25 protein-coding genes, 3 tRNA genes and 2 pseudogenes are annotated in these 24,555 nt (G+C 63.9%); 19 read left to right on the top strand and 11 right to left on the bottom strand.

The features are described 5' to 3' along the window. Positions 1–1,111 (top strand): annotated as a pseudogene (locus tag ACSLE4_RS11925) (hypothetical protein); the annotation flags it as partial. Between the two features lie 8 nt (positions 1,112–1,119). On the opposite strand, the gene ACSLE4_RS11930 reads toward ACSLE4_RS11925, so the two are convergent. Then, positions 1,120–2,268 (bottom strand): GNAT family N-acetyltransferase, encoded by a 1,149-nt coding sequence (locus ACSLE4_RS11930; RefSeq protein ID WP_435904666.1) that lies wholly within the window; start codon positions 2,266–2,268, stop codon positions 1,120–1,122. Between the two features lie 226 nt (positions 2,269–2,494). On the opposite strand from ACSLE4_RS11930, the gene ACSLE4_RS11935 reads away from it, so the two are divergent. Continuing rightward, positions 2,495–3,556, top strand: a complete 1,062-nt coding sequence (locus tag ACSLE4_RS11935) for a polysaccharide deacetylase family protein (protein ID WP_435904667.1) — start codon at positions 2,495–2,497, stop codon at positions 3,554–3,556. 6 nt (positions 3,557–3,562) lie between these two features. On the opposite strand, the gene ACSLE4_RS11940 is transcribed toward ACSLE4_RS11935, so the two are convergent. Then, the gene (locus tag ACSLE4_RS11940) at positions 3,563–3,766 is read right to left on the bottom strand and encodes a DUF2842 domain-containing protein (RefSeq protein WP_435904668.1); all 204 of its coding nucleotides are present in this window, start codon (positions 3,764–3,766) and stop codon (positions 3,563–3,565) included. Positions 3,767–3,805: 39 nt separating this feature from the next. On the opposite strand from ACSLE4_RS11940, the gene ACSLE4_RS11945 reads away from it, so the two are divergent. Then, a complete protein-coding gene (locus ACSLE4_RS11945) occupies positions 3,806–4,948 on the top strand; it encodes a COX15/CtaA family protein (RefSeq protein ID WP_435904669.1) in 1,143 nt (380 codons plus the stop codon). Here ACSLE4_RS11945 and ACSLE4_RS11950 read toward each other — a convergent pair. From ACSLE4_RS11950 to ACSLE4_RS11965, 4 genes are read right to left on the bottom strand one after another with little or no spacing between them, the layout of a single operon-like run. Continuing rightward, complete coding sequence (locus ACSLE4_RS11950; RefSeq protein WP_435904670.1) at positions 4,927–6,213, bottom strand: O-acetylhomoserine aminocarboxypropyltransferase; 1,287 nt, start codon at positions 6,211–6,213, stop codon at positions 4,927–4,929. The genes ACSLE4_RS11945 and ACSLE4_RS11950 overlap by 22 nt on opposite strands. 9 nt (positions 6,214–6,222) lie before the next feature. Continuing rightward, on the bottom strand, positions 6,223–6,642 hold the full coding sequence (locus ACSLE4_RS11955; RefSeq protein ID WP_435904671.1) for a hypothetical protein: 420 nt from the start codon (positions 6,640–6,642) through the stop codon (positions 6,223–6,225). 10 nt (positions 6,643–6,652) lie between these two features. Continuing rightward, positions 6,653–7,174, bottom strand: a complete 522-nt coding sequence (locus ACSLE4_RS11960; protein ID WP_435904672.1) for a CoA-binding protein — start codon at positions 7,172–7,174, stop codon at positions 6,653–6,655. A gap of 38 nt (positions 7,175–7,212) precedes the next feature. After that, complete coding sequence (locus ACSLE4_RS11965) at positions 7,213–8,007, bottom strand: enoyl-CoA hydratase (protein WP_435904673.1); 795 nt, start codon at positions 8,005–8,007, stop codon at positions 7,213–7,215. Positions 8,008–8,215: 208 nt separating this feature from the next. Between ACSLE4_RS11965 and rplM the strand changes: the two genes are divergently transcribed. The 4 genes from rplM (at position 8,216) to ACSLE4_RS11985 (ending at position 10,728) form a co-directional block, all read left to right on the top strand. Further along, complete coding sequence (gene rplM, locus ACSLE4_RS11970; protein ID WP_435904674.1) at positions 8,216–8,680, top strand: 50S ribosomal protein L13; 465 nt, start codon at positions 8,216–8,218, stop codon at positions 8,678–8,680. A gap of 5 nt (positions 8,681–8,685) precedes the next feature. After that, positions 8,686–9,168 carry a 30S ribosomal protein S9 gene (gene rpsI / locus ACSLE4_RS11975; RefSeq protein WP_435904675.1) on the top strand — a complete coding sequence of 161 codons (483 nt, stop codon included), beginning with the start codon at positions 8,686–8,688 and terminating at the stop codon, positions 9,166–9,168. Positions 9,169–9,287: 119 nt separating this feature from the next. Further along, positions 9,288–10,334: an N-acetyl-gamma-glutamyl-phosphate reductase gene (argC, locus tag ACSLE4_RS11980; RefSeq protein WP_435904676.1), complete on the top strand. Its 1,047-nt coding sequence runs from the start codon at positions 9,288–9,290 to the stop codon at positions 10,332–10,334. Positions 10,335–10,467: 133 nt separating this feature from the next. Further along, positions 10,468–10,728: a hypothetical protein gene (locus tag ACSLE4_RS11985; RefSeq protein WP_435904677.1), complete on the top strand. Its 261-nt coding sequence runs from the start codon at positions 10,468–10,470 to the stop codon at positions 10,726–10,728. 80 nt (positions 10,729–10,808) lie between these two features. Here ACSLE4_RS11985 and ACSLE4_RS11990 read toward each other — a convergent pair whose 3' ends face one another. Next, the gene (locus tag ACSLE4_RS11990) at positions 10,809–12,626 is read right to left on the bottom strand and encodes a PHA/PHB synthase family protein (protein ID WP_435904678.1); all 1,818 of its coding nucleotides are present in this window, start codon (positions 12,624–12,626) and stop codon (positions 10,809–10,811) included. 187 nt (positions 12,627–12,813) lie between these two features. Between ACSLE4_RS11990 and ACSLE4_RS11995 the strand changes: the two genes are divergently transcribed. The 6 genes from ACSLE4_RS11995 (at position 12,814) to ACSLE4_RS12020 (ending at position 18,767) form a co-directional block, all read left to right on the top strand. Continuing rightward, positions 12,814–13,023, top strand: coding sequence for a hypothetical protein (locus ACSLE4_RS11995; RefSeq protein WP_435904679.1), 210 nt, complete (start codon positions 12,814–12,816; stop codon positions 13,021–13,023). Positions 13,024–13,134: 111 nt separating this feature from the next. Continuing rightward, positions 13,135–14,367 carry an LL-diaminopimelate aminotransferase gene (locus ACSLE4_RS12000; RefSeq protein ID WP_435904680.1) on the top strand — a complete coding sequence of 411 codons (1,233 nt, stop codon included), beginning with the start codon at positions 13,135–13,137 and terminating at the stop codon, positions 14,365–14,367. Between the two features lie 8 nt (positions 14,368–14,375). After that, positions 14,376–15,695: a homoserine dehydrogenase gene (locus tag ACSLE4_RS12005; RefSeq protein WP_435904681.1), complete on the top strand. Its 1,320-nt coding sequence runs from the start codon at positions 14,376–14,378 to the stop codon at positions 15,693–15,695. A gap of 59 nt (positions 15,696–15,754) precedes the next feature. Continuing rightward, on the top strand, positions 15,755–16,744 hold the full coding sequence (glpX, locus tag ACSLE4_RS12010; protein ID WP_435904682.1) for a class II fructose-bisphosphatase: 990 nt from the start codon (positions 15,755–15,757) through the stop codon (positions 16,742–16,744). Positions 16,745–16,811: 67 nt separating this feature from the next. Continuing rightward, on the top strand, positions 16,812–18,635 hold the full coding sequence (gene recJ / locus ACSLE4_RS12015; RefSeq protein WP_435904683.1) for a single-stranded-DNA-specific exonuclease RecJ: 1,824 nt from the start codon (positions 16,812–16,814) through the stop codon (positions 18,633–18,635). A gap of 57 nt (positions 18,636–18,692) precedes the next feature. Further along, positions 18,693–18,767: transfer RNA gene (locus ACSLE4_RS12020), tRNA-Glu, on the top strand. A 24-nt stretch (positions 18,768–18,791) separates the two neighbouring features. On the opposite strand, the gene ACSLE4_RS12025 is transcribed toward ACSLE4_RS12020, so the two are convergent. Beyond that, complete coding sequence (locus ACSLE4_RS12025; RefSeq protein WP_435904684.1) at positions 18,792–19,211, bottom strand: VOC family protein; 420 nt, start codon at positions 19,209–19,211, stop codon at positions 18,792–18,794. Between the two features lie 459 nt (positions 19,212–19,670). Here ACSLE4_RS12025 and ACSLE4_RS12030 point away from each other — a divergent pair, with 459 nt between their 5' ends. The 6 genes from ACSLE4_RS12030 (at position 19,671) to ACSLE4_RS12055 (ending at position 22,329) form a co-directional block, all read left to right on the top strand. After that, positions 19,671–20,243, top strand: a complete 573-nt coding sequence (locus tag ACSLE4_RS12030; RefSeq protein WP_435904685.1) for a cold-shock protein — start codon at positions 19,671–19,673, stop codon at positions 20,241–20,243. A 41-nt stretch (positions 20,244–20,284) separates the two neighbouring features. Then, entirely contained in the window at positions 20,285–20,719 is a 435-nt protein-coding gene (locus tag ACSLE4_RS12035; RefSeq protein ID WP_435904686.1) for a DUF192 domain-containing protein, read from the top strand. Between the two features lie 139 nt (positions 20,720–20,858). After that, positions 20,859–20,935, top strand: a tRNA-Pro gene (locus ACSLE4_RS12040). A gap of 34 nt (positions 20,936–20,969) precedes the next feature. Next, on the top strand, positions 20,970–21,275 hold the full coding sequence (locus tag ACSLE4_RS12045; RefSeq protein WP_435904687.1) for an ETC complex I subunit: 306 nt from the start codon (positions 20,970–20,972) through the stop codon (positions 21,273–21,275). Between the two features lie 34 nt (positions 21,276–21,309). Continuing rightward, positions 21,310–21,385, top strand: a tRNA-Arg gene (locus tag ACSLE4_RS12050). Positions 21,386–21,411: 26 nt separating this feature from the next. Further along, positions 21,412–22,329 carry an SMP-30/gluconolactonase/LRE family protein gene (locus ACSLE4_RS12055; protein WP_435904688.1) on the top strand — a complete coding sequence of 306 codons (918 nt, stop codon included), beginning with the start codon at positions 21,412–21,414 and terminating at the stop codon, positions 22,327–22,329. Here the strand turns inward: ACSLE4_RS12055 and ACSLE4_RS12060 are convergent. From ACSLE4_RS12060 to sseA, 3 genes and pseudogenes are all read right to left on the bottom strand, one after another. Further along, positions 22,329–22,442, bottom strand: a pseudogene (locus ACSLE4_RS12060) (SDR family NAD(P)-dependent oxidoreductase); the annotation flags it as partial. The gene ACSLE4_RS12055 and the pseudogene ACSLE4_RS12060 overlap by 1 nt on opposite strands. A 33-nt stretch (positions 22,443–22,475) precedes the next feature. After that, the gene (metC, locus tag ACSLE4_RS12065; RefSeq protein WP_435904689.1) at positions 22,476–23,648 is read right to left on the bottom strand and encodes a cystathionine beta-lyase; all 1,173 of its coding nucleotides are present in this window, start codon (positions 23,646–23,648) and stop codon (positions 22,476–22,478) included. A 39-nt stretch (positions 23,649–23,687) separates the two neighbouring features. Next, complete coding sequence (gene sseA, locus ACSLE4_RS12070; RefSeq protein WP_435904690.1) at positions 23,688–24,539, bottom strand: 3-mercaptopyruvate sulfurtransferase; 852 nt, start codon at positions 24,537–24,539, stop codon at positions 23,688–23,690. Between the last annotated feature and the right edge of the window lie 16 nt (positions 24,540–24,555).

Below are 24,555 nucleotides of genomic sequence, written 5' to 3' on the forward strand. Positions count from 1 at the left end.
GCCGCGGCGTCCGCGCCCGGCACCGGAACCCGAAGCGCCGATGCAAGAGACTGCGCCGGACTCTATGGATGCGCCCGTGAAGCAGCGGCGCGCGGCCGCGATGGAGAGCGAAAGGGTGGAGACGGCCAAGGCGCCGCCTACGGCAGAAACGCCATCCAGCGAGACGGAAGCACGGCCGCAGCCCGCCGCGACCGGACTCCTCGATCGCCTCCGGCAAGAGTTCACCGAGGAAGTCGAGGAAGCCGGCGTCCGCGAGAAGAGCAACACCCCGAAGCGTTTGGGCGGGCTCCTGGATCGCTTCCGCCGTACCGCCACCGAGCAAACCACTAAACGGAAGCCGCGGGCATCCTCGTCAAAGCCGAAAGGGGGCAATATGGCCGCGCTGAGCCCGAACGATCTTCGCCACTACCTCACCCAGCGCATCGCTGCGTCCGAAATCGACGAGGCGGCAGAGATATCTTCGAAACCCAAATCCGGCGCGGTTCCGGCCGGCCCCGTCCTGAAATCGCTCGATACGGTGCTCGACAAAGTACTGGACGCGGCCACCGGCGGCTTACCGCGCGCGCTTCTCGTCGCCGGCACCTCGTCCCGGGCCGACGCGACCCAGGCCGCCATTGGGCTTGCCCGCGCGCTGGTAGATCGCAACGAACAAGTCGTGCTCGTGGATCTGGCCAAAGGCGCTTCCGCCGTGTCCGGTCCACTCCGCATGCCGCGCGTTCCGGGCTTCGCCGATCTCTCCGCGGGCCGCGCCAATTTCGGCGATGTGATCCGCGTGGACGATGAGACGCCCTTGCAGGTCATCGCGGCGGGCAATCCCGCCGTGCAAGGCGACGGACCGGAGCCCGACCGCTTCATGCGCGTGTTCGAGGCGCTGACGCAGGCCTATGGCTGCGTTGTCCTTCATGCGGACCTCGCGGCGATTGAGGTGCTGATGCCCGCACTCAAATTCGAGCTGCCCATCATGGTCGCGGTGCTGCCCCCGCGCGGCAATGTCGAGAGCGAGGACGAGGCACTCGCCACGTTCCAGGCCCTGGGCTGTCCGGTCGTCGTTTATGAGGGGAGTGGGAAACTACGCCGCTCAGGACTGTTCAGCCGCTCCGCCGCCGTCTGAGGAAAGACTTAGCCGTTCTGGCTGTTGAGGCGCTTGCGCAGATTTTGGGCGACGGTCCAGAGATAGCTGTTCGACTTGATCGCGCGCTTGGCCCGTGCAGCGGCAGCAAGCGGCAAAGTCAAAACCAGACCTTGCGGCTTGAAGGCGATGAAGCTGTCGAACAGCGGGTAGACAGCGTTGTTCCACTCGTCCTTGTGCCGCGCCTGACCGACGCCGAGATCGAAAAACTTGACGCCTGCGGCGCAGGCTTCTTCGATTTGACGACGCAATAGAAGTCCGCCGGGCGATTGGCGCTGCTCCTCGCCTTCGGTCAGAGAGGACAGCACGACGCCCATCCGGTCGTGGCACAGGGCCCCGTTGAAAGTCGCGAGCACGTTTCCATCCAAAGCCGCATAGCCAAGGCGAAGCCGGCTGGGATTGTCCTCCGGCAGCAAGGCGAGGTCCTGGTAGAACGCGCGCGCGTCCTCATCGAAGACATCCTTGACGCCCATGGCGACAAACTGCCGGGCCTTCTGCGCGAAGAATGTCTCGAGCAGCGCGAGCTTGTCGTCGCGTGTCTCGGCCCAGCCATATTCGAGGGCGCCCATGTCGCGCAGGCGCCGCTCCTTGCGGTCGAGGGTCTGCCGGGACCGCTTGCTGAATTGGCTCTCGTAAAGGGCATCGAAGTCGCCGAGCTTGATCGCATAGCCGCTATTGGGAGCGCGCTGATGGGACAGCAACGCGAATGGGTTGGGAACGCCATCCCAGTCAAAGGGCTGCGCCTCGAGAATGGCGGCCGACGCGCCCGCTTGCCGCCCGGCTTCGCGTAAGAGCCGCGACATATCGGTGCGCGTGAAAGCCCGCGCGGCTTCCGGGGCGAACAGCCCCATGCTGTAATTGGCGTGGTCTTGTCCGAGCCATTTTAGGAAACCAAGCCCCGCGCGCGTTCCCGTCTCGAATGGCCACAGGAACAGCGGCGTGCCGTCCGCCCCATAACCCACGACGATGACCGGCGTGTCTCCGCGCGGCGCCAGAACATGTTCGGCCCATGCCCAGCCCCAATCATAGGTCTGCGCGGCCGTGCAAGGCACCGCCGCCTGCAGGCTCTCCCACAGGACTTTGAGGCTTTCCAGATCGCCGGTGACGCAAAGCGAAACCGTGCCGAGAGAGGTGGTCACAAACGAGGGGTCGGCTTGTAGGGTTGCAGAGCGGACAATCTCCGTCGAAGGACGAGACAAGGCCGTGGAATTCATGACTCGGCACACCCTTTTTCCGCGGGCATCACCCAGCCGAAAATTCGATCGCGATCGGCAATCGTTTTGCAAGGAAACGCCGTCAAACTGTCGGCTCGGACGATGGCAGAACGAGGTTAATGGTTGATGCTCACCTATGAAGGGACGCCCCGTGGCTAAGGTCAAGACTGCCATGATGAAGGCCGCCATGGCCGGGCTCTACCATACGGGCGCCCACCGTCTTCTCGCGCCTTACACCCAAGGGACGGGCCTCATTTTCACCCTGCATCAGGTGCGCCCGCAACCGGCCGAACCTGCGCCCTTCGCGCCCAACCGCATTCTCGAAGTGACGCCGGAATTCCTCGAAGCCGTCCTCGATCAGGTGCACGACGCCGATCTCGACGTCGTCACGCTGGATGAGGCCGCCGACCGGCTCGTCCGCGGCAAAGGGAGGCGCTTCGTCTGCTTCACCTTCGACGACGGCTATGGGGACAACTTTCAGTATGCCTATCCCATGTTCAAGGCACGCGATCTGCCGTTTACGCTTTACGTGCCGACGAACTACCCGGATGGCCAGGGCGAGCTGTGGTGGCTCGCACTCGAACAGGCGGTCGCGGGCGCTGGCGAGGACATCGCGGTGATGCGCGACGGCGAGACCTGGCGGCTACCGGCCAAGACCCTCGCCGACAAAGAGCAGTCCTTCGAGGAGATCTATTGGTGGCTGCGCGGTCTCGACGAGAAGACCCAGCGGGACGCCGTCCGCAAGCTTGCCGAGGCGCACCATATTGATCTCTCCGCCCAGTGCCGCGCCATGATCATGTCTTGGGATGAGCTCCGCATCATGGCGGCCGATCCCCTGGTGAGCATCGGCGCACACACCAAGGATCACTTCGCTGTTGCAAAGTTGCCGGAGACAGAAGCCATGGGGCAGATGGTCGGCAGCACGGATCGCATCGAACGCGAACTCGGCACGCGCCCCGTTCACTTCGCTTACCCTTACGGCGATCCGGCAAGTGCCGGGCCCCGCGATTTCGCGCTCGCCGAGAAGGCCGGCTTCAGAACGGCCGTCACCACGCGCAAGGGCATGCTGTTTCCCGGCCACAAGGATCATCTGACGGCGCTGCCGCGTGTATCCCTGAACGGCGACTATCAGTCGTTGACTTATACGGCGCTCTATCTATCCGGTGCGCCGTTTGCCCTATGGAACGGCTTCCAGCAGGTCAACGCAGCTTGATGCAGATCAGTCCGGACCCTGCATCCAGCGGATGAGAAGCCCGGCCGGGATCACCCACAGCAGCCCCGCTACCAGAAAATACGCAACCTGCGCCAAGCCGTGCGCCTCCACGATTCGGCCTGAGCCGATCGCCCCCGCGGCCCACACATAGAGCACCAGAAACACGAGCAGGGCCACGGTGCCGATCAGCTTGCGGACGCGGCTGCTCATGCCGTCCCCCGCTGCGGCAAAGGGGCAGACGATCGCCGATTGAGTTGGGGGCTTGAGCCCGCTATCACCGCGCCCATGACCACGGCCGCCGCCCAGAGCCTGAAGACCGCTTCCGCCGTACCCGCCATACCGGCTGGGCACGCGCGGGCGCTGCGCATTTGGCTCTGCTCAATCGCGTTTCTCATCGTTGCCATGATCCTCGTTGGCGGCGCCACGCGGCTCACCGACTCCGGGCTTTCCATCACCGAATGGCAGCCCATCATCGGCGCCATACCGCCTTTATCCGACGCCGATTGGCAAGAGGCCTTCGAGGCCTACAAACAGATTCCCGAATACTCCCAGATCAATCGCGGCATGAGCGTCGAAGCCTTCAAGTCCATCTATTGGTGGGAATGGGCGCATCGTTTCCTCGGCCGCTTCATCGGGCTGGTGTTCTTCGTGCCGTTCGTCTGCTTCTGGATCGCGGGCTACATCCCCCGCGCGTTGATCCCGAAACTGGTCGGGCTCTTCGTCCTCGGCGGACTGCAAGGTGCGCTGGGCTGGTACATGGTGAAGAGCGGTCTCGTCGACCGGGTCGATGTCAGCCAATACAGGCTTGCCGCCCATTTCGGCGTGGCGGTGCTGATCTTCGGTTACACGCTCTGGCTCATCCTTGGGCTCGGCAGGGAGCCCGGAGAGAAGCCGGCGCGCTCAAGCGCGGCCGCCGTCGCCGCCGGGCTCGTTCTCGGTCTCGTTTTCGTGCAGCTCTTGGCAGGCGCATTGGTCGCCGGCATTGACGGCGGCCTTGGCTTCAACACCTGGCCACTGATGAATGGGGCCTTCATCCCAAGCGGGCTTGGCGAGGCCTCACCCTGGTATCTCAACCTGTTCGAGAACCCGCTCACCGTGCAGTTCGATCACCGCATGCTGGGTTACGCGGTCGTAATCGTCACGATCCTTCAGGCGATTTGGCTTAGCATGAGAGACACTCGTGCACCGTACGTCGGCAGCGCGGCGACTCTCGCCGTGCTCGCCGTGCTGCAAGCGACGCTCGGGGTGTGGACGTTGCTGCTTGCCGTGCCCATCGAGCTGGGCCTCGCCCATCAGGCCGGCGCAATCATCGTCTTCGCCGTTGCGCTCTACCATTTTTGGCTGACGACACATGCGGGCTCGGCAAGAACTCAAACGGCCGCCAGCGCCTGATCCAGATCGGCGATGATGTCGTCGACACTCTCGAGCCCCACCGAGAGGCGGACCACATCGGCGCCAGCGCCCGCGCGCTCCCGATGCTCGTCCGAAAGCTGCCGGTGCGTGGTCGAGGCGGGATGAATGATGAGGCTCCGCGTGTCGCCGATATTGGCGAGATGGCTGAACAGCTGAACGTTGCTGACCAGTCCGATACCGGCCTCATAGCCGCCCTTCAGGCCGAAGGTGAACACGGCACCCGCTCCGGCCGGACAATAGCGCTGGGCCAGGCCATGGAATTCGTTACCGGGTAGGCCCGCATAATTCACCCAGGCCACTTTGTCGTGGCCAGACAGCCATTCGGCGACTTGCAGCGTGTTGTCGCAATGACGTTGCATGCGAAGGGGCAGCGTCTCGATGCCGGTGAGAATCAGAAACGCGTTCATCGGCGAGATCGCCGGGCCCAGATCGCGCAAACCCAGCACGCGACAGGCAATGGCGAAGGCGAAATTGCCGAAAGTCTCGGCCAGCGTGATGCCGTGATAGCTGGGGCAGGGCGCCGTGAGTGTCGGGTAGCGTCCGCTGCCCATCCAATCGAAGGTCCCGCAATCGACGATGACGCCGCCGATGGAGTTGCCGTGGCCGCCCAGGAACTTGGTCAACGAATGAACGATGATGTCGGCGCCGTAATCCTTGGGCTTGGTCAGGTAAGGCGTGGCGAGCGTGTTGTCGACGATCAGAGGCACCCCCGCTTCCTGGGCGACGGCGGAAATCGCTTCGATGTCCGTGATGATGCCGCCCGGATTGGCGATGGACTCCACGAAGATCGCGCGCGTCTTCGGGGTGACCGCCGCGCGGAACGAGTCCGCATCCGTGGTGTCGGCCCATTTCACCGTCCAGTCGAACTTGGCGAAGGCCTGACTAAACTGGTTGATGGACCCGCCATAGAGCTGGCGTCCGGCGATGAACTCATCGCCCGGCTCCATCAGCGTGTGGAGAACGATCACTTGCGCCGCGTGTCCCGATGCGACGGCCAGGGCGGCCGTGCCGCCTTCGAGCGCGGCCATGCGCTCCTCGAGAACCGCCTGAGTGGGGTTCATGATGCGGGTATAGATGTTGCCGAAGGTCTCGAGGTTGAACAGCGCCGCCGCATGGTCCACGTCGTCGAACACGAAAGAGGTGGTCTGATAGATCGGCGTCGCCCGCGCGCCGGTCGCAGGGTCGGGCTGCGCGCCGGCGTGAATGGCAAGTGTGTTGAACCCTGGCGTACGCTCCTCGGCCATCGATATCTCCTAGTCGCTGTTGTTTATTGTGATGATCTCGTACTTGACCCCGTTGCCGTCGCCGAAGTCCGCGAACCAGATATTGCGGCCGCCGTCGCCGACCATCAGCCCCTGATAGTTCTTGAAGTAGTGCTCCGGATCTTGCGCCAGCATGTTGGCCTTTAGTTTTGGGCCGATGATAGTGTCGTAGTGGCGCAAGAACCATTCCTTTGAACGGATGGTCTGCTTCGTCTCGCCGAAATAGCGTACGGGAAAATGCATGTTGGCGACGAACCAGTCCTTGTCGTCGGTGCGTATGGCAGACTGCAGGGCCAGAATGACCGCCGTTTCAGGATATTGGAATCCTTCGTCTTCGGCATCGTCCTCGGCGCGGGCCGGCGACCCGAGCGCCACCATCAAACTGAGTGAGGCAATCAACACGGCGCGCACGTGACGCTCCCTAGTCCGAGGCGCGGAGGACGCGCTGCTGACCGCCCTTGGTCCCAAGCAGAGGCCGCTTGCTCGAAAGCATGCGCGAGTTGACGCCCGCCCAGCCGATCTCCCCCGAGAGGCGTCCATATTCGATCTTGGGGCAACGGTTCATCACCACTTTCAGCCCGGCATCCTCGGCGAGGCAGGCGGCCTCGTCGTTGCGCACGCCGAGCTGCATCCACACGACCTTGGCGCCGATGCGGATCGCCTCCTCGGTGATAGGGAGTGCCGCTTCCGAATTGCGGAAAATGTCGACGATCTCGACGGGCCGGCCGATGTCACCGAGCGTGCCGAACACACGCTGGCCGAGGATGGTCCTTCCGGCGTGGCCCGGATTGATGGGGATCATCTCGAAGTCCTTTGCCATCAGATATTTCATGACGAAATAGCTCGGCCGCTGTTCCTTAGGGCTCGCCCCCACCATGGCGATCACGCGATGGCGCACGAGGATGTCGTGGATATAGGCGTCCGGGTAGCTGTCGTGATCCATGGGAAGGGCAAGTGGGGTAGGGGATGACGCGCTGCAAGTCAGCGCGGCCAGTTAGGCTCGCGTTTGTCGAGAAAGGCGCGGATACCTTCTTCGGCCTCGGCATCGAGCATGTTCTCGACCATGATATCGGCGGCGTAGCGATAGGCCTCCTCGAGCGGCATTTCGAGCTGCTTGTAGAATGCCTCCTTGCCGATCTTCAGCGTGCGGGCCGGCTTATCCGCGATTCTGCGCCCCAACTCGATCGCCTCGTTCACCACCCGGTCGGTCTCGACCACGCGGTTGACGAGGCCCATGGCGTGCGCGTCCTGCGCATCCACCATGTCGCCGAGGAGCAGCATCTCCATGGCGCCCTTGCGCGACACGTTGCGGCTGAGCGCCACCATCGGTGTGGAGCAGAACAGGCCGATATTGACGCCGGGCGTGGCGAAGCGTGCATCGACGCCTGCGATCGCCAAATCGCAGCTCGCCACGAGCTGGCATCCCGCCGCCGTGGCGATCCCGTTCACCGCGGCGATCACCGGCTTCGGCGACCGCACGATGGCGAGCATCATGTCGGAGCAGGCGCGCATGGTCTCCGCGTAGAAGGCGCGGCCTCTGTCCTCATCGTTGCGGTGCGCCGTAAGCTCCTTGAGGTCATGCCCCGAGGAGAAGGCAGGCCCGGTGCCGGTCAGCACCACGGCCCGCACGGCATCGTTGAAGCCGGCCTCCGTCACCGCCCCATGCAACGCCGCCATGAGGTCCATGGACAGGCAATTGCGCGCTTTGGGCCGATTGAGGGTCAGCACCCGGACCGCCTCGCGGTCTTCGCAGAGCAGGATGTGGCTTTCGTCCATTTTTCGGCCTATCCCTAGGGCTTCTGTGACGCCAACGGCTTACAGGAAACCCCGCAAAAAACACGCGATTTCAGCAGTCTTCAGCGCGGTACTTTAGTACCACATAGCTAAGTAGCTGATTATGATAAAGAACCCCAATCCACTTGACCGCATCGAGCCGAGCCGCTAGAAGCGCCGATCTTTGCCAGACCTTAAAGTGACGCGCACCATGAAAACCTATTCCGCCACGCCCAAGGATATCGAGAAGTCTTGGGTCCTCATCGATGCCGACGGCCTGGTGGTCGGACGCCTTGCGGCGCTCATTGCGACGCGCCTGCGCGGCAAGCACAAGCCCAGCTTCACGCCCCACATGGATGACGGCGACAATATCGTCGTCATCAACGCGGGCAGTGTCGTATTCACGGGCAATAAGCGCGCCGGCAAGGAGTATTTCTGGCACACGGGATATCCGGGCGGCATCAAGAGCCGCACTGCCGAGAAGATCCTGGACGGCAAGCATCCCGAGCGCGTGCTCCAGAAGGCTGTCGAGCGCATGCTGCCGAGAGGTCCGCTTGCGCGCAAGCAGATGAAGAACCTCAAAGTCTACGCAGGGCCCGAGCATCCTCACGAGGCGCAGAACCCCGTGAAGCTCGATGTCGCCGCCCTCAACCCGAAAAACGCAAGGAGCGCTTAAGAGCCATGAGCGAGACGACGACGCTGGAAGATCTGGCTCAATTGAAAGGCGAGGGTGATGCACCCGCGCCCGAGCGCGTTTACGAGAAGAAGGTCGACGCGCAAGGGCGCGCCTATGCCACCGGCAAGCGGAAAGACGCGGTCGCCCGCGTCTGGGTGAAGCAGGGCCCCGGCACGATCACCGTCAACGGCAAGGACCATACGACCTATTTCGCCCGGCCCGTGCTTCGGATGATCCTGAAGCAGCCGCTCGTCACGGCCGCCCGCGAAGGCCAATTCGACGTGGTCTGCACCGTGTCCGGCGGCGGGCTCTCGGGCCAGGCTGGCGCCGTTCGCCACGGCATCTCCAAGGCGCTCACACGCTACGAGCCGGAGCTGCGCGGCGTGCTGAAGAAGGCAGGCTTCCTGACCCGCGATGCGCGTACCGTCGAGCGCAAGAAGTACGGCAAAGCCAAGGCCCGAAAGAGCTTCCAATTCTCCAAGCGCTAATCTGAAGCGCTTCGGTTTGGGAAGTTGCGGTGGAGGGGCCGAGGGCCCACTCCATCTTCCGCAACGCGTCGAATTCCGCTAAGCCGCCTTGAGCGAGACTACTTGGTTAGGTTCAACCCATGGCAACCAAACCCATCCGGGCCGCCCTGCTCGGCGCCTCCGGCTATACCGGCGCCGACCTGATCCGGCTCGCGGCAAGACATCCCAATATCGAGATTACCGCGCTCATCGCCAAGACCCATGCGGGGCAGACGCTCGCCCAGGTCTTCCCGCATCTGTCGAGCCTCGATCTTCCGAGCCTCGTCACCTCGGATGAGGTGGATTGGAACAGTGTCGACGTCGCGTTCTGCGGGTTACCGCACGGCACCGCTCACGCAGAGATCGCCAAGCTGCCATCACGCGTGAAGGTCATCGACATGTCCGCCGACTTCCGGCTGCGCGATCTCGATACCTATGCGGAATGGTATGGCGGCGACCACGGCGCGCCCGAACTTCTCGAAGGCGCGGTCTACGGGCTCACCGAGCATTACCGCGACCAGATCGCGTCCGCGCGGCTCGTGGCCTGTCCCGGCTGCTACCCCACGGCCGTGCTGCTCGCGCTCCTGCCGCTCGCCAAGGACAAGCTGATTGTGCCCGAGGACATCATCATCGATGCGAAGTCGGGCGTGTCGGGGGCGGGGCGATCGCTCAAGCAGAACATCCTTTTCTCCGAGGCGGGCGAGGGGCTCTCGCCTTATGGCGTGGGCAGCCATCGCCATGTGCCGGAGATCGAGCAGGAGCTAGGCGAGGCCGCGGGCCAGCCTGTGATCGTGAACTTCACGCCGCATCTTGTGCCAATGACGCGCGGCGAGCTCTGTACCTCCTATGTGCGGCTCGCCGGCAAGGCGACCGCTGCCGATCTCAGGGCGGCGCTGACAACGAGCTACGCGGACAGCCCCTTCGTGCGCGTGGTGGAGGAGGGCGTCATCCCGGCCACGCAACATGTGCGTGGCTCGAACTACTGCCATATCGGGGTATTCGCCGACCGCATCCCGAGCCGCGCCATCGTGATCTCGGCCATCGACAATCTGGTGAAGGGCTCCGCCGGCCAGGCGCTGCAGAACTTCAATCTGATGCACGGCCTCGACGAGACCACCGCGCTCGAGCAGCTCCCGCTGTTTCCCTAGAGGCAGCGTCGGGCGGGCCTACAATTTAAGTAAAAGTTTACGCGTAGAGACGCTGAATCCATCACCTCAACGAGGGTCCGTGGGTATGTTCAGCGCATCGCGTCGCGTAAGTTTTGTCCGGTTTGGAGCCTTCTTGGCCGCCTGGGGCTTGGTCGCTCTGGCCTCCTTCCTGTTTTTTACCGGCCTGATCGGTAACGAGTCCGGCGAGGGCCAGACCGAGCTTGCCTGCGCCAAGAAGAAGCTCGAGGCCATGTGGGCCGTGCAACTGCCGGCGGATGCCGAGGTTGTCGGCTCCCTGCCCGGGTCGGGGGTGGTTTCTGCCGATTGGGATCTGAAGGAGCTGGGCTGTTCTGGCGCGGTCTATCCGACAGCAACTCTTAAGCTGCAAGAGTAGATCGGGCGTCTCTGTTTCGTGCCAGAAGCGAATGCACCGCAAGCCCAAAGCGCATGCCGTAAGAGGACTTTCGAAAAGCGCTAGCTCTTGCTCTTCACGAAGGAGCCCGGCGCGTCCTCGATAGGCTTGAGCGGTCCGGCAGAGGGATCGCGGGCCGGGACCTTCTCGCCGGATTGCTCCGCGAGCCAGGCCGCCCAATCGGGCCACCAGGAGCCCGGGGTCTCGGTGGCCTGGTCGATCCACGCCTCCAGCGTCTCGGCCGGCCCCCCGCTCCAATACTGATACTTCTTCTTGGCCGGGGGGTTGACCACGCCGGCGATGTGGCCCGAGCCCGCCATGACGTGGCGCACGGGACCGCCGAACAGCTTGCTGCCCTGAAAGACCGAAAGCGCGGGCGCGATGTGGTCCTCCCGGGTGAACAGCTCGTAGATCGGAATCTTGATCTTGGACAGGTCGAGCTTGACGCCGCCAAGCTCCATCTCGCCCTTGCTCAGGCGGTTCTCGTGATAGAACTCGCGCAGGTAGAAGGCGTGGTTGGCCGCCGGCAGCCGCGTGGAATCGGCGTTCCAGAACAGGAGGTCGAACGGGAAGGGCTTCTTGCCGAGCAGATAGTTGTTGACCACGTAGGGCCAGATCAGGTCGCGCGGCCGCAGCATGTTGAACACCGCCGCCATACGCGAGCCGTCGAGATAGCCATGCTCGGCCATCATCTCTTCGAGCGACTTGAGCTGCGTGTCGTCGATGAAGACCAACAGGTCGCCAGCCGCGCTGAAGTCGACCTGCGCGGTGAGGAAGCTTGCCGAGGCGATGCGGTCGTCGCCCTTCACCGCCGTGTAGGCCAAAGCCGAGGCCAGCAGGGTGCCGCCGACGCAATAGCCCAGCACGTTGACGTGGTGCAGCCCGAGCTGGCGATTGACGGCTTCGACCGCCCCCAGAATACCCTCGTTCATGTAATCCTCGAAGGTCTTCTGCGCGAGACGGCCATCCGGGTTGACCCATGACACCATGAACACGGTGAAGCCTTGGTCGACCGCGAACTTGACGAAGGATTTCTCCGGCACGAGATCGAGAATGTAGAACTTGTTGATCCACGGCGGCACGATGATCAGCGGTCGCTCATAGACTTGCTCCGTCGTCGGAGAATATTGGATCAGCTGGAGCAGGTCGTTCTGAAAGATGACCTTGCCCGGCGTGATGGCGAGATCGCGGCCCACCTCGAACGCCGACAGGTCGGTCTGGTTGACGCGCAGGAGATCCTTCGACTTCCCGAGATCCTCGGCAAGCTGGGCCATGCCTTGCACCAGGTTCTCGGCGTTGGTTGCGAGCGTGGTGCGCACCACTTCCGGATTGGTGAACGGGTAGTTCGACGGTGAGAGCGCCGCCAGCATCTGCTCCAGATAGAACAGGGCCTTCTGGCGCGTCCTATCGTCCACCCCCTCGGTCTTCTTGGTGACGTCCGACGCCCAGCGCGAGGTGATCAGATAGGCCTGCTTCCAGAAGTCGAAATATTGGCTGTTGGACCAGTCGGGATCCTTGAAGCGGTTGTCGCCGGGCTCCGGCTCGACCACCGGCTCGACCTCCTCGCCGAGAAAGCGGCGGAAGGAGCGGCCCCACAAATCGGCGTAGCTCTGGAATAGATCGCCTTGGGCGGCGGCGAGCTTGCCGGGGTCGGAAACCCAGACCCGGGCCACCTCGCCAAGGGTCTTGGCGGCTTCGCCCACCTCGGAGGCCATGCTGTAGGGCCCGTTACCGTTCGACGTGGTGCGTTCGGCGAGCGTCGAGAAGACCTTGGTGCTCTGGTCGAAGAGGCGCACCATGTTCCGGGCGAGTTCGTCGATTTGGGTGTTTTCGCAGCCGTCCGCGTCGGTTTGCCCAGCGCTGTCGTTACGCTCCTGCATCGAAAAGTCCTTATTTTACCCCCAACTGACCACGCTTCCGCCAGCTTGCGGGGCGATGCCCCGCGTTAGCTTCCGCAGCGATCTTCATTGTGCTATGCAATATAAGCGTCAGGCGATGTCAATCGCCAGGGGAAAGTCCACCAGAGCCAACATCTTACCGATGTTCTTGCGATCAGCTTCTTGCCTCGTGGCGATGCTGCCTGCCATTTTGATGGCCGGCTGCGCCGACAGCATGCCCGACGGCACGCGCCTCAAACGCTTCACCGAGGTAATCCGTGGCTATGACAACACCCTGACGGAGTCCGAGAAAGAGGCAGCGATCTCGGATCTTCAGAAGGAGAAGGAGCGCCAGCAACAGCAGATCGGCCAGGCGGAAGGCACGCCAAAAGCCAACTAAATCAACGCTGACCGGCCGGGCTCGACGCGGGAGCCGCTTGCCGGGCAGCCCCATTTCGTGGTTCAACAGCGGACTCCCTTCTAGAGTCCAATCGGGTGGGGACAGCCGTCCGTGCACAACGACTTTCACAGGATCAAGCGGCTGCCGCCGTATGTCTTCGAGCAGGTGAACCGGCTCAAGGCCGAGGCGCGCGCCCGCGGCGACGACATCATCGATTTCGGCATGGGCAATCCCGACATGCCGACGCCGCAGCATATTGTCGACAAGCTGGTGGAGACCGTGCGCGATCCGCGCACCAACCGCTATTCCGCGTCCAAAGGCATCGGCGGTTTGCGCCGGGCGCAGGCCAAGTATTACGAGCGCCGCTTCGGCGTGAAGCTGAACCCCGACACGCAAGTCGTGGCGACGCTGGGCTCCAAGGAAGGCTTCGCCAACGTGGCGCAAGCCATCACCGCGCCGGGCGACGTGATCCTCGTGCCGAACCCGACCTATCCGATCCACGAGTTTGGCTTCATCATGTCGGGCGGCGTTATCCGCCATCTGCCGGCAAGCACCGATTCGCAATTCATGGTGTCGCTGGACAAGGCCGTGCGCCATTCGGTGCCGAAGCCCTCCGCGCTTGTCTTGAACTATCCGGCCAATCCGACCGCGGTCGTCGCCACTCGCGACTTCTATCGCGAAGTCGTCAGCTTCGCCCGGAAGAACGACCTCATCGTGCTGTCCGACCTCGCTTACGCGGAGATCTATTTCGACGACGAGCCGCCGCCTTCTATTCTGGAAATTCCCGGCGCCATGGACATCGCGGTGGAGTTCACGTCGCTGTCGAAGACCTACTCCATGCCCGGTTGGCGCATGGGTTTTGCCGTGGGCAATGAACGGCTGATCCAGGCGCTCACCCGGGTGAAGTCCTATCTCGATTATGGCGCCTTCACGCCCATCCAGGTGGCGGCGACAGCCGCTCTCAACGGACCGCAAGAGTGTGTCGACGAGGTCCGCGGCGTGTATCGCCGCAGGCGCGATTGCCTGGTGGATGCCGTGAGCCGCGCCGGCTGGCCGATCCCGTCGCCGCCCGCGACCATGTTTGCCTGGGCGCCGATCCCCGACATGTTCGCGCATATCGGCTCGCTCGAGTTCTCCAAGCTGCTATTGGAGAGGGCGTCCGTAGCCGTGTCGCCCGGCGTCGGCTTCGGCGAGTACGGCGAAGGCTATGTGCGGATCGCGCTCGTGGAGAACGAGCAGCGCATCCGTCAGGCCGCGCGCAACATCCGGAAATTCCTCACCGAGTCAGCCAACGCGCTGCACAACGTCATTCCCATTGCCTCTAAGGCCAATCGCACCTTCTGATTTTTCCCATGGCGGACAGATTGAAGCTTGGACTGGCCGGTATCGGCACTGTCGGCGGTGGCCTGTTGCGGCTCATCGAGGCGCACGCGGGCGCGCTTTCCGAGCGCGCAGGGCAGCCCATTGAGGTGGTCGCCGTCTCGGCGCGCAATAAGCGCAAGAAGCGCGATGTCGATCTCTCGGGCCTCCGCTTCGTGCAAGACCCAATCAAGCTCGCCACCGACCCGGAAATCGACGTCTTTGTCGAGCTGATCGGCGGCGAGGAGGGTATTGCCAAAGAGGCCGTGGAGACGGCGCTGAGGGCCGGCAAGCACGTGGTCACCGCCAACAAGGCGCTGCTTGCGCATCACGGGCCAAACCTTGCCGCGCTCGCCGAGAAGCACGGCGTGGCGCTGAACTTCGAAGGCGCCGTGGCCGGCGGCATACCCGTGGTCAAGGTGATCCGCGAAGGCCTGCAAGGCAACGACATCGCCCGCGTCTACGGCATCCTCAATGGCACCTGTAATTACATCCTCACGCTGATGGAGCGTGAAGGGCGCAGCTTCGCCGACGTGTTGAAGGAGGCGCAAGAGCAAGGCTACGCCGAGGCCGATCCCACCTTCGATGTCGGCGGCTTCGACACCGCGCACAAGCTGGCGCTGCTCACGAGCCTCGCCTTCGGCACGCGCACTAAGTTCGACGCCGTCTACGTGGAGGGCATCGAGAGCATCACGCCCGCCGATATCGAGGCGGCGGACGATCTCGGCTATCGCATCAAGCTGCTCGGCGTGGCCCTCAGGACCGACAGCGGCATCGAGCAACGCGTGCATCCGACCATGGTCCCGAAAGACACGGCCATCGCCAATGTAGACGGCGTGTCGAACTGCGTGGCCATCGACGGCGATTTCGTTGGCGATGTCATGCTGATCGGCCCGGGCGCCGGCGGCGGTCCCACCGCCTCGGCCGTGATGAGCGACATCATCGACATCGCGCGCGGACAGGTCTTGCCGCCCTTCGGCATCAAGGCCAAGAATTTGCGGGCCTATCGAAAGGCGCAGATGCGCGCCCATGAGGGCGGTTATTACATCCGCCTGTCGGTTCACGACCGCACCGGTGCCTTTGCCGCCATCGCTCAGCGCATGGCCGCCCAAGGCATCTCGCTTGAGAGTATCGTCCAGCGGCGCCCGCAGACCGAACTTCCCGGGCAGGGCACACGCGGCGGCGGGCCTGCCGGCGTCGTCATGGTGACCCACGAGACCACGGAGGCCGCCGTGCGCAAGGCGCTCGTCGCCATCGAGCGCGACGGCCATGTCGATGCGAAGCCTCAGATGATCCGCATCGAAAAACTGTGATAGGGACTCTGCTATAAGACGCGGGGCGCACCTGCGCGCGAGCTAAGGGAGAATTCGACGTGTCAGAGGCTGCGGCAAAGACCGAGCTCGACCGTGCGCTTGCGCTCGATATTGTCCGGGTGACCGAAGCCACCGCCGTTGCCGCCGCGCGCTGGCGGGGCCGGGGCGACGAAGCGGCCGCCGATGAGGCCGCCGCCGCGGCCATGTATCGTGAGATCGCACGGCTGCCCATTCAAGGCGTCGTCGTCGTTGGCGAGGGCGAGGAGAACGAAAGCCCGATCCTCTATATCGGCGAGACTATCGGCGCGGGCTCCGAGTCCGGTGTCGAGCTCGACCTTGCCGTCGATCCCATCGAGGGGACCACGCTCTGCGCCAAGGCGCTGCCCAATGCCATGTCGGTGCTGGCCGTGGCCGAGCGCGGCAGTCTTCTGAAGGTGCCGCCCATCTACATGGACAAGATCGCCATCGGCGCGGGATACCCGGACGATCTCGTCGACCTCGACGCCACCCCCGTCGACAATCTCAAAGCGCTCGCCAAAGCCAAGGGTGTCGGCGTGCCGGAACTCACGGTGTGCATTCTCGACCGGCCCCGCCACGGCAAGCTGATCGAGGAGGTGCGTGAAGCAGGCGCCGCGCTGCGGCTGATCGGCGACGGCGACATTGCCGGCGTGATCCACGTCACCGATCCGCACGAGACAGGAATCGACATGTATCTCGGCCTTGGCGGGGCCCCGGAAGGGGTGCTGGCCGCTGCGGCGCTCGCCTGCATCGGCGGTCAGATGCAAGGCCGGCTCGTGGCCATGAACAATGAGCATCGTGCCCGCGCCCGGGCCGCCGGCATTTCGGATCTCGGCCGAACATATTCGATCAAGGAGATGATCTTGGGCGATCTCAGCTTTGCCGCCACCGGGATCACCGGCGGCTCGCTGGTTGAAGGGGTGCGCTTCGCCAAGGACGCCGTCTTCACCCAGAGCGTGGTCATGCGCGCCTCGACCCGCACCGTGCGCTGGATCAACACCGAACATGCCGATCTGAGCAAGTTCGACTGACCGGCCGCACGCTCGAATCAGCTACACTTCGCGATCCATTAACACGGTTTGTAAGAGTGCTTCACGCGTGACGGCAGCCCTGAAATATGACGCGACGGACACCGCGGCCATGCTCGGCGTGGAACGGTCCGTGCGTGGCCGCCGTTGGGTCGAGCGGCTGGAGGCGGGGCGCCTTCATACCGCGACCGCGATCGCCCAGGCCCATGGGCTTCCGGACCTGCTCGGCCGGGTGCTCGCCGCGCGCGGTGCCGAGCTTCAAAGCGTCGAGCGCTTTCTCGATCCCTCGCTCAAGACCTTGCTGCCCGATCCGGCCCGTCTCCAGGACATGGAGCGCGCGGCAGAGCGCTTCGCAAAGGCCATTCGTAGCTCGGAGCCCGTCGCCGTGTTCGGCGATTACGACGTCGATGGCGCCGCCTCCGTGGCCCTCGTTGAGCGCTTCCTGCGGGCTCACGGACAGTCCTGCATCACCTATATCCCCGACCGCCTCACCGAAGGCTATGGCCCCTCGGCGGGAGCGCTGAGCGGTCTCGTGGAAGAGGGCGCCCGGCTGATCCTCACCGTGGATTGCGGCACCACAGGAGGCGCGGCCATTGAAGCAGCCAATGCGGCTGGCGCGGAAATCATCGTGCTCGATCACCACCAGGCCGACGAGGCGCTGCCACCCGCCTTTGCCGTGGTCAACCCGAACCGGCAGGACGATCTTTCCGGACAAGGACATCTGGCGGCCGCGGGCGTCGTCTTCCTCTTCCTCGTGGCGACGATCGGGGTCTTGCGGCGCGAAGGGGCCTATGCCGGCAGGCCCGAGCCGGACCTTCTCGGCATGCTGGATCTCGTGGCCCTCGCCACCGTGTGCGATGTGGTGCCGCTCAAGGACGCAAACCGCGCCTTCGTCGCCAAGGGCCTGAAGGTGCTGCGGCTCCGGCACAATGTGGGTTTGCGCGCGCTCGCCGATGCCGCTCGTCTCGACGAGGCGCCGTCCACCTACAATCTCGGTTTCATCCTCGGCCCCCGCATCAATGCCGGCGGGCGCATCGGCGCCTCCGGCCTCGGCGCGCGGCTGTTGGCGACCGACGACGAGGTGGAGGCGCGCGCCATCGCCGGCAAACTCGAGGCGCTCAATGCCGAGCGCAAGGCGATCGAGGCGCGCATGCTGGAAGAAGCTTTCGCTCGCGCGGACGCGGCCATCGAAGAGTCACCAGATTTGCCGCTGCTGTTTCTCGGCGCCGAGGATTGGCACAAGGGCCTCGTGGGCCTCGTGGCCGGTCGCATCGCCGACCGGTTTCATCGCCCGGCCTTCGTCATGGCAAATGAGCGAGATGGCACCGCAACGGGCTCAGCCCGCTCGCTGCCCTCGGTCGACCTTGGCGCCGTGGTGCGCGCCGCCGTGCAGGAAGGGCTCTTCCTAAAAGGCGGTGGACACGCCATGGCGGCGGGCTTCTCTCTAGAGCTTGGCAAGCGAGACGCCGCCCGCGCCTTCTTGCATGAGCACCTGGCGGGGCCGGTGGCGCGCGCCGTCGCCAGCCAGCAGCTTGCGATGGACGGCGCATTGTCGGCGCGCGGCGCGACCCTTGAGCTGATCGATCTTTTGGAGCGGGCAGGGCCCTATGGTCCTGGGCACCCGAAACCCCGCTTCGTGTTCCCGGCCCATCGCGTCACGCGCTTGCGCACCATGGCCGAAGCGCATCTGCGCTGCACGCTCGTCGCCGCCGACGGCGGGCGGGTCGAAGCCTGCGCCTTCAGGGTCGCGGGCACGCCGCTCGGCGATCTCTTTGCCAGCGCCGAAGGAGGCCCCCTTCATGTGGCGGGCCATCTGCGCCGGTCGTTCTGGCAGGGCCGGGAAAGCGTCGAGCTGATGATCGAGGATGCGGCCCTCTGCGGCGAGGCGTCTTGAGCGCCGTTCTTGCGGGCTTCCGCAAACCTTTCTATATGACGGGGCTCAAAGCGGTACGCCCCCTTCGTCTAATGGTCAGGACGCCAGGTTTTCAACCTGGAAACAGGGGTTCAATTCCCCTAGGGGGTACCACTTCCCGCGCGCGCGGCAGCGCGCCTACCACTTGCCGGTATTTTCCATCGACGCCCAAGGCTCCTGTTTCGGCTTTGGTCCGCCCTTCTGCAGCAGCTCGATGGAGATGTTGTCCGGGGAACGGACAAAGGCCATGTAGCCGTCGCGCGGAGGCCGGTTGATGGTCACCCCGTGCTTCATCAGGTGGTCGCAGGTGGCGTAGATGTCGTCGACCTCGAAGGCCAAGTGACCGAAATGACGGCCTTCGTCGTAGATTTCCGGGTCCCAGTTGTAGGTAAGCTCGATCTGCGAGTCTTCGTCACCGTGGGCGGCCAGATAGATCAGGGTGAAGCGGCCTTGCTCGCTTTCCATCCGGCGGACCTCTTTCAGACCGAGCTTATTGCAGTAGAAGTCCATTGACTCGTCGACATCGGAAACGCGCACCATCGTGTGCAGGTACTTCATCGGGTCGTCTCCTCGTGAGATTGGATCGTGGCGGGCCCGACCCTAAAGCGGAGCGCGCAAGCCTGGCAAGCGTCCATGGCCGCCGTGAAACGCCTCGCCGCATGAAGATTTTGCGTCGATTGTTGCATAGGGTCCACAGCGCGACGTCCGCATCACACCGAATGAAAATTTGTCCGTCGCCAGAAAGATTTGCCTCCCCTTCATCGAGATTTTGCCGCGTCAGTCCCCTGTGCCGGCAACACGCTCGACATGCATCGGATTCTGTTGCCGATCAGATGCTTGCACGAATCTTTGCGCACCTGTCACGAACTCCGAGTCGGATTGTGGAGAAGGCTTTGTCCTCGGGAAAATTCCGCTGGCTCCGGTAACGCGCAATGCTATGTTCGAAAGAGAGTGCTCCAGTCGATTCGTTAGTGACGCGTCGAGTCGATTGGCAGAAGTGAAGCGGGGGAACGCGGCATGGGGGCGAAGGCATCGCCACTACAAGAGGAACACACCCAGCGCGACGAGGAAGCCACAGTTGATGTGTTCGAGGTTTCAGGGTCAATCAAGTGGTTCGATGCGTCGAAGGGTTATGGGTTCATCGTACCGGACGAAGATCTTCCAGACGTATTGCTGCATGTAACGTGTTTGCGCCGGGACGGTCATCAGACCGCTTACGAGGGCTCGCGCGTGGTATGCGAAGTTCTGCGCCGCCCCAAGGGGTTACAGGCGTTCCGCATCCTGGAGATGGACGATACGACGGCGATCCATCCTTCGGAGCTGCCGCAACGTACCCATGTTGTGGTCGTGCCGGAGAGCGACTGGGAGCGGGCCATGGTGAAATGGTTCAACCGTGTTCGCGGCTTCGGTTTTCTGACCCGGGGTCCGTCGACGCTCGACATCTTCGTTCACATGGAGACCTTGCGCCGGTGCGGTTTCACGGAGCTGAGGCCCGGGCAATCGCTTCTCGTGCGTTATGGCCGGGGTTCGAAGGGGTTGATGGCCGCCGAGCTCAAGCCCGACGGCGCCAACGGACCGGCTTCTCACTGACGACACCATCTTTGCGGTTACGTGTCGCGGCCGCATGTCTGATGACGGTCGCGCTGGCGCTGCCGCTTGGTCATGCCGCGGCGGCGGGCACGGACACGCTCGTCCTCAAGACCGAGAGCGGCGAGCACAGTTACACGGTCGAGATCGCCGACACCGATCGCGAGCGTGCCACGGGTCTCATGTTCCGGCGGTCGCTGCCGGAGAAAAGCGGCATGATCTTCCTTTACGACCCGCCCCAGCGCGTCGGCATGTGGATGCGAAACACTTACATCCCGCTCGACATGGTCTTCATCACCGCGGAAGGAACGGTCCGCCGCGTCGAGGCCGACACCGAGCCGTTCTCCACCGATCTCATCCGCTCCGGGGGTGAGGTGGCTGCCGTCCTCGAGCTCAACGCCGGCCAAGCCGCGAAGATCGGGGTCAAGCCGGGGGACCGGGTGGTCTTTCCCGGCCTCGGGACGGAGACCGCGCCTTGAGACGCGATGACGCGGGCTTAACCCCCTTCCGACTAGCCTGAGGCCGTTAGGGCCATTATGTATGGTGCGGCCTTTATGATGCGGCCTTGGCGGATACGGAAATGCCTGTCATGTCCTCGCCGTCGGCCCGTGATTGTTTCGGGGCATAGCGCAGTCTGGTAGCGCACCTGCTTTGGGAGCAGGGGGTCGCAAGTTCGAATCTTGCTGCCCCGACCACAACGGTCGGAAACCGAATCGAAGGGGAACACGCATGGCGGCCCGGATCTTCAAGCCCGCGCAAAATGTCATGCAGCAAGGCAAGGGCGCGACGCGCGAGTGGGTCCTGGAATACGTGCCGGCCCAGCCGCGTGTCATCGAGCCGCTGATGGGCTGGACGAGCTCGGGCGACACCAAACGCCAGGTTCGCCTGAACTTCGCCACCAAGGACGAGGCCATCGCCTTCGCCACGGAGAATGGCATCGCCTTCCGCCTGGAGGAGCCGCCGGCCGGCAAGCTCCGGCCGAAGTCCTATGCGGAGAATTTCAGATTTGGTCGCCCCGACCGCTGGACACATTGAGCCCGCGGTTTCGGGTATAGTCGCGTCCGAGCGTGATCCCGTAGCTCAACGGATAGAGCATCTGCCTTCTAAGCAGAGGGTTGCAGGTTCGAGTCCTGCCGGGATCGCCATTTTCTTGGGCTTCAGTGAGGAATTCATGCGTACCATTCTCGGCCTCGTTTTCTCCATCATCTTCGCCGGCGCGTCCTTCGCTCAAGGGCCAACGCTCGTATGGGAGACCAAAGGTCTGGCCAGGCCGGAATCGGTTGTCCACGACCCCGCGACCGACGTCCTCTATGTGAGCAACATAAACGGCGCCGTCATGCAGAAAGACGGCAACGGCTTCATCTCCCGCCTCAAGTCCGACGGCACCATTCTCGAGCGGAACTGGGTGACGGGCTTTAACTCTCCGACGGGGTTGGGCCTGCGCGACCGCACGCTCTACGTCGCCGACGTCGATGCCCTGGTCGAGGTCAACGCCGCGTCGGGCAGCATCAAGAAGCGCCATCCGGCGAACGGCGCGATCTTCCTGAACGACGTGGCGGTTGCCGAGGACGGCACGGTCTATGTCTCCGACACGCCGATGAACACGATCTGGCGGCTCAAGGACGGCGTCTTCGAGCCGTGGCTCACCAGTGACGAATTGGAAGGACCGAACGGTCTCCTCGTCGAAGGCGACAACCTCATCGTCGCCTCGCTCGGCCGGCTGAAAAGCGTCGGCCAGGAGCAGGAGCGCGCCGGCATGTTCTCCGTGAACCTGGAAGACCAGACCATCGAGCCCTTGGTCAAGGGCAAGACGATCGGCAATCTGGATGGGCTCCAGGTGCTTAAGCCAGGCGCCTATCTCGTCACCGACTGGGCCGACGGCGCGCTGTACCAAGTCAACGCCAATGGCAAAGTGGATCGGTTGATCGATCTCAATCAGGGCAGCGCCGACTTGAGCTATTCTCCCGATACGGGGATCGCGCTGATTCCGATGATGCTGGACAACTCCCTTGCCGCCTACCGCTTGAGCGCGCCGGCGCCGGACGTCAAAAAAGACGGCAAGAAGGACGGCGAGAAGAAAAAGAAATAGGTGCGGCCGGTGACGATGACCTCGGCGCCTTCCTGCGCCAGATCCTTGGCGATCGCGAAGCCGATACCGGCCGTGGAGCCGGTGACAAGCGCGCGCTTGCCATCAGTCGCAAATCCATGAGTGCCTCGCTTGTCTGGCGCTGCCGCTCAGGCCTTGGTCAGCCTGGCAAAGCCTGCAGCGAGGTCCGCCTTCAGATCCTCGACGTCCTCCAACCCGATATGGAGACGCAAAGCCGGCCCTTCCACCTGCCAGGTCGTCGCACTCCGGTAGCTGCGCGGGTCGAAGGGCAGGATCAGACTTTCATAGCCGCCCCATGAATAGCCCATGCCGAACAGCGTAAGGCCATCGAGCATGGCGGCGAGCGCATCCTGCGCGCAAGGCTTGAGCACGATCGAGAACAGCCCAGACGCGCCGGTGAAATCCCGTTGCCACAGAGCATGGCCGGGATCGCCGGGCCGGGCGGGATGGATGACCCGCGTCACCTCGGGCCGGCCCGCGAGCCATTCGGCCATCTCGAGCCCCGAAACCTGGTGGCGTGCAAGCCGCACGCTTAGCGAGCGCAAGCCGCGCAAGCCCAGATAGACGTCCTCGGGCCCGGGACACAGCCCCAACTCGTCGTGCGTCCTGGCCACGGCGGAACGCGTCGCCTTGTTGGTGGTGATGGCGCCGAGCATGGCGTCTGCGTGACCCACGATATATTTGGTCGCCGCGTGGATCGACACGTCGACGCCGTGGGAGAACGGCTTGAAGTAGAGTGGCGTCGCCCACGTATTGTCCATGATCACCACGGCGCCGCGCTTGTGCGCCGCCTCGGCGATGGCCGGAATGTCTTGCACTTCGAAAGTCTGCGAGCCTGGCGACTCGGTGAAGACGAGCTTGGTCTTGTCCGTGAGCAACTCCGCGATGCCGCCGCCGATCAAGGGATCGTAATAGGTCGTGGCGACCCCAAGCCGCTTCAGCACGTTCTCGCAGAAGCGCCGGGTCGGGCGGTAGACGCTGTCGGAGACCAAAATGTGGTCGCCGCTTGAAACGAAGCTCAGCAGCGTTGCCGAGATCGCCGACAGGCCGGACGGCGTTAGCAGCGTGGCGTGTCCGCCTTCGAGCTCCGCAAGCGCCGTCTGCAGGGCGTCCACCGTAGGCGTGCCGAGCCGGCCATAGCTGTAATCCTGGTCGTTCGCCTCCAGGCATTGAAGCGTCGGGTAGAGCACCGTCGAGCCGCGATAGACCGGCGTGTTGACGAAGCCGTCGAACCGCGCCGGGTCGCGGCCCGCATGAGCCAGACGCGTATCCTGCTTTTGAGACTTTTTGGACGTGCTCATGGAAGCCTCTGAAAGAGGCGAGGGGTACGGCGCGGGGCTTTAGTTCGTTTCGATGGGAAGACTGTCATCGGCGCCCCATTCGGTCCACGAACCGTCATAAACCGAGGTGCGGCGATGACCGGTCTCGGCCAGCGCCAGCGCCAGCACGCAGGCGGTGACGCCGGAGCCGCAACTCGTCACCACGGGCTTGTGCGGGTCGACGCCGGCGGCGGCGAAAATCGCATTGAGCTCCTCGGTCGATTTCAGCGTGCCGTCCGCGTTCAGCAACTGGCCGTAAGGCACGTTCTGCGCGCCGGGAATGTGCCCGGACCGCAAGCCTTCGCGCGGCTCCGGCACGGTGCCCGCAAACCGCTCGGCCGAGCGCGCATCGACGATGTCCGCGGACTTGTCGTGGATGACGGACTTCATGTCGTCTACGTCGCGCACGAGATCGAGATTGCGCCGGGCGGTGAAGTGACGCGGGGTGCGCGGACTGGGTTCACCCGTCATCAGCGGGCGTTCCTCGCGTTTCCATTTCGGCAGTCCGCCGTTCAGCACGCTGACCTCGTCGGCGCCCATGACGCGGAACATCCACCACACCCGCGGCGCGCTGAACATGCCGTGCCGGTCGTAGACTACGAGTCGCTGACCGTCGCCGATGCCCATCTTGCGCATGCGCGAGGAGAACTTCTCCGGCGACGGCAGCATGTGGGGGAGAGGGGAGTTGGTGTCGGCGATCTCGTCGATATCGAAGAAGATCGCGCCGGGGATGTGCTCTGCGAGGTACTCCTCGCGTGCGTCCTTGCCCTCATCCGGCATGTACCAGGTGGCATCGATGATTACGAAATCCGGCGCGTCCAGTTCGCGCTCGAGCTCGTCGGTCTCAATCAGCCATGTCTTCGGCGTCGTCAAAATATCTTCTCCGTAC

This window comes from Methyloceanibacter sp. (assembly GCF_051306395.1).
In the GTDB taxonomy this organism is placed as follows: Bacteria; Pseudomonadota; Alphaproteobacteria; order Rhizobiales; family Methyloligellaceae; genus Methyloceanibacter.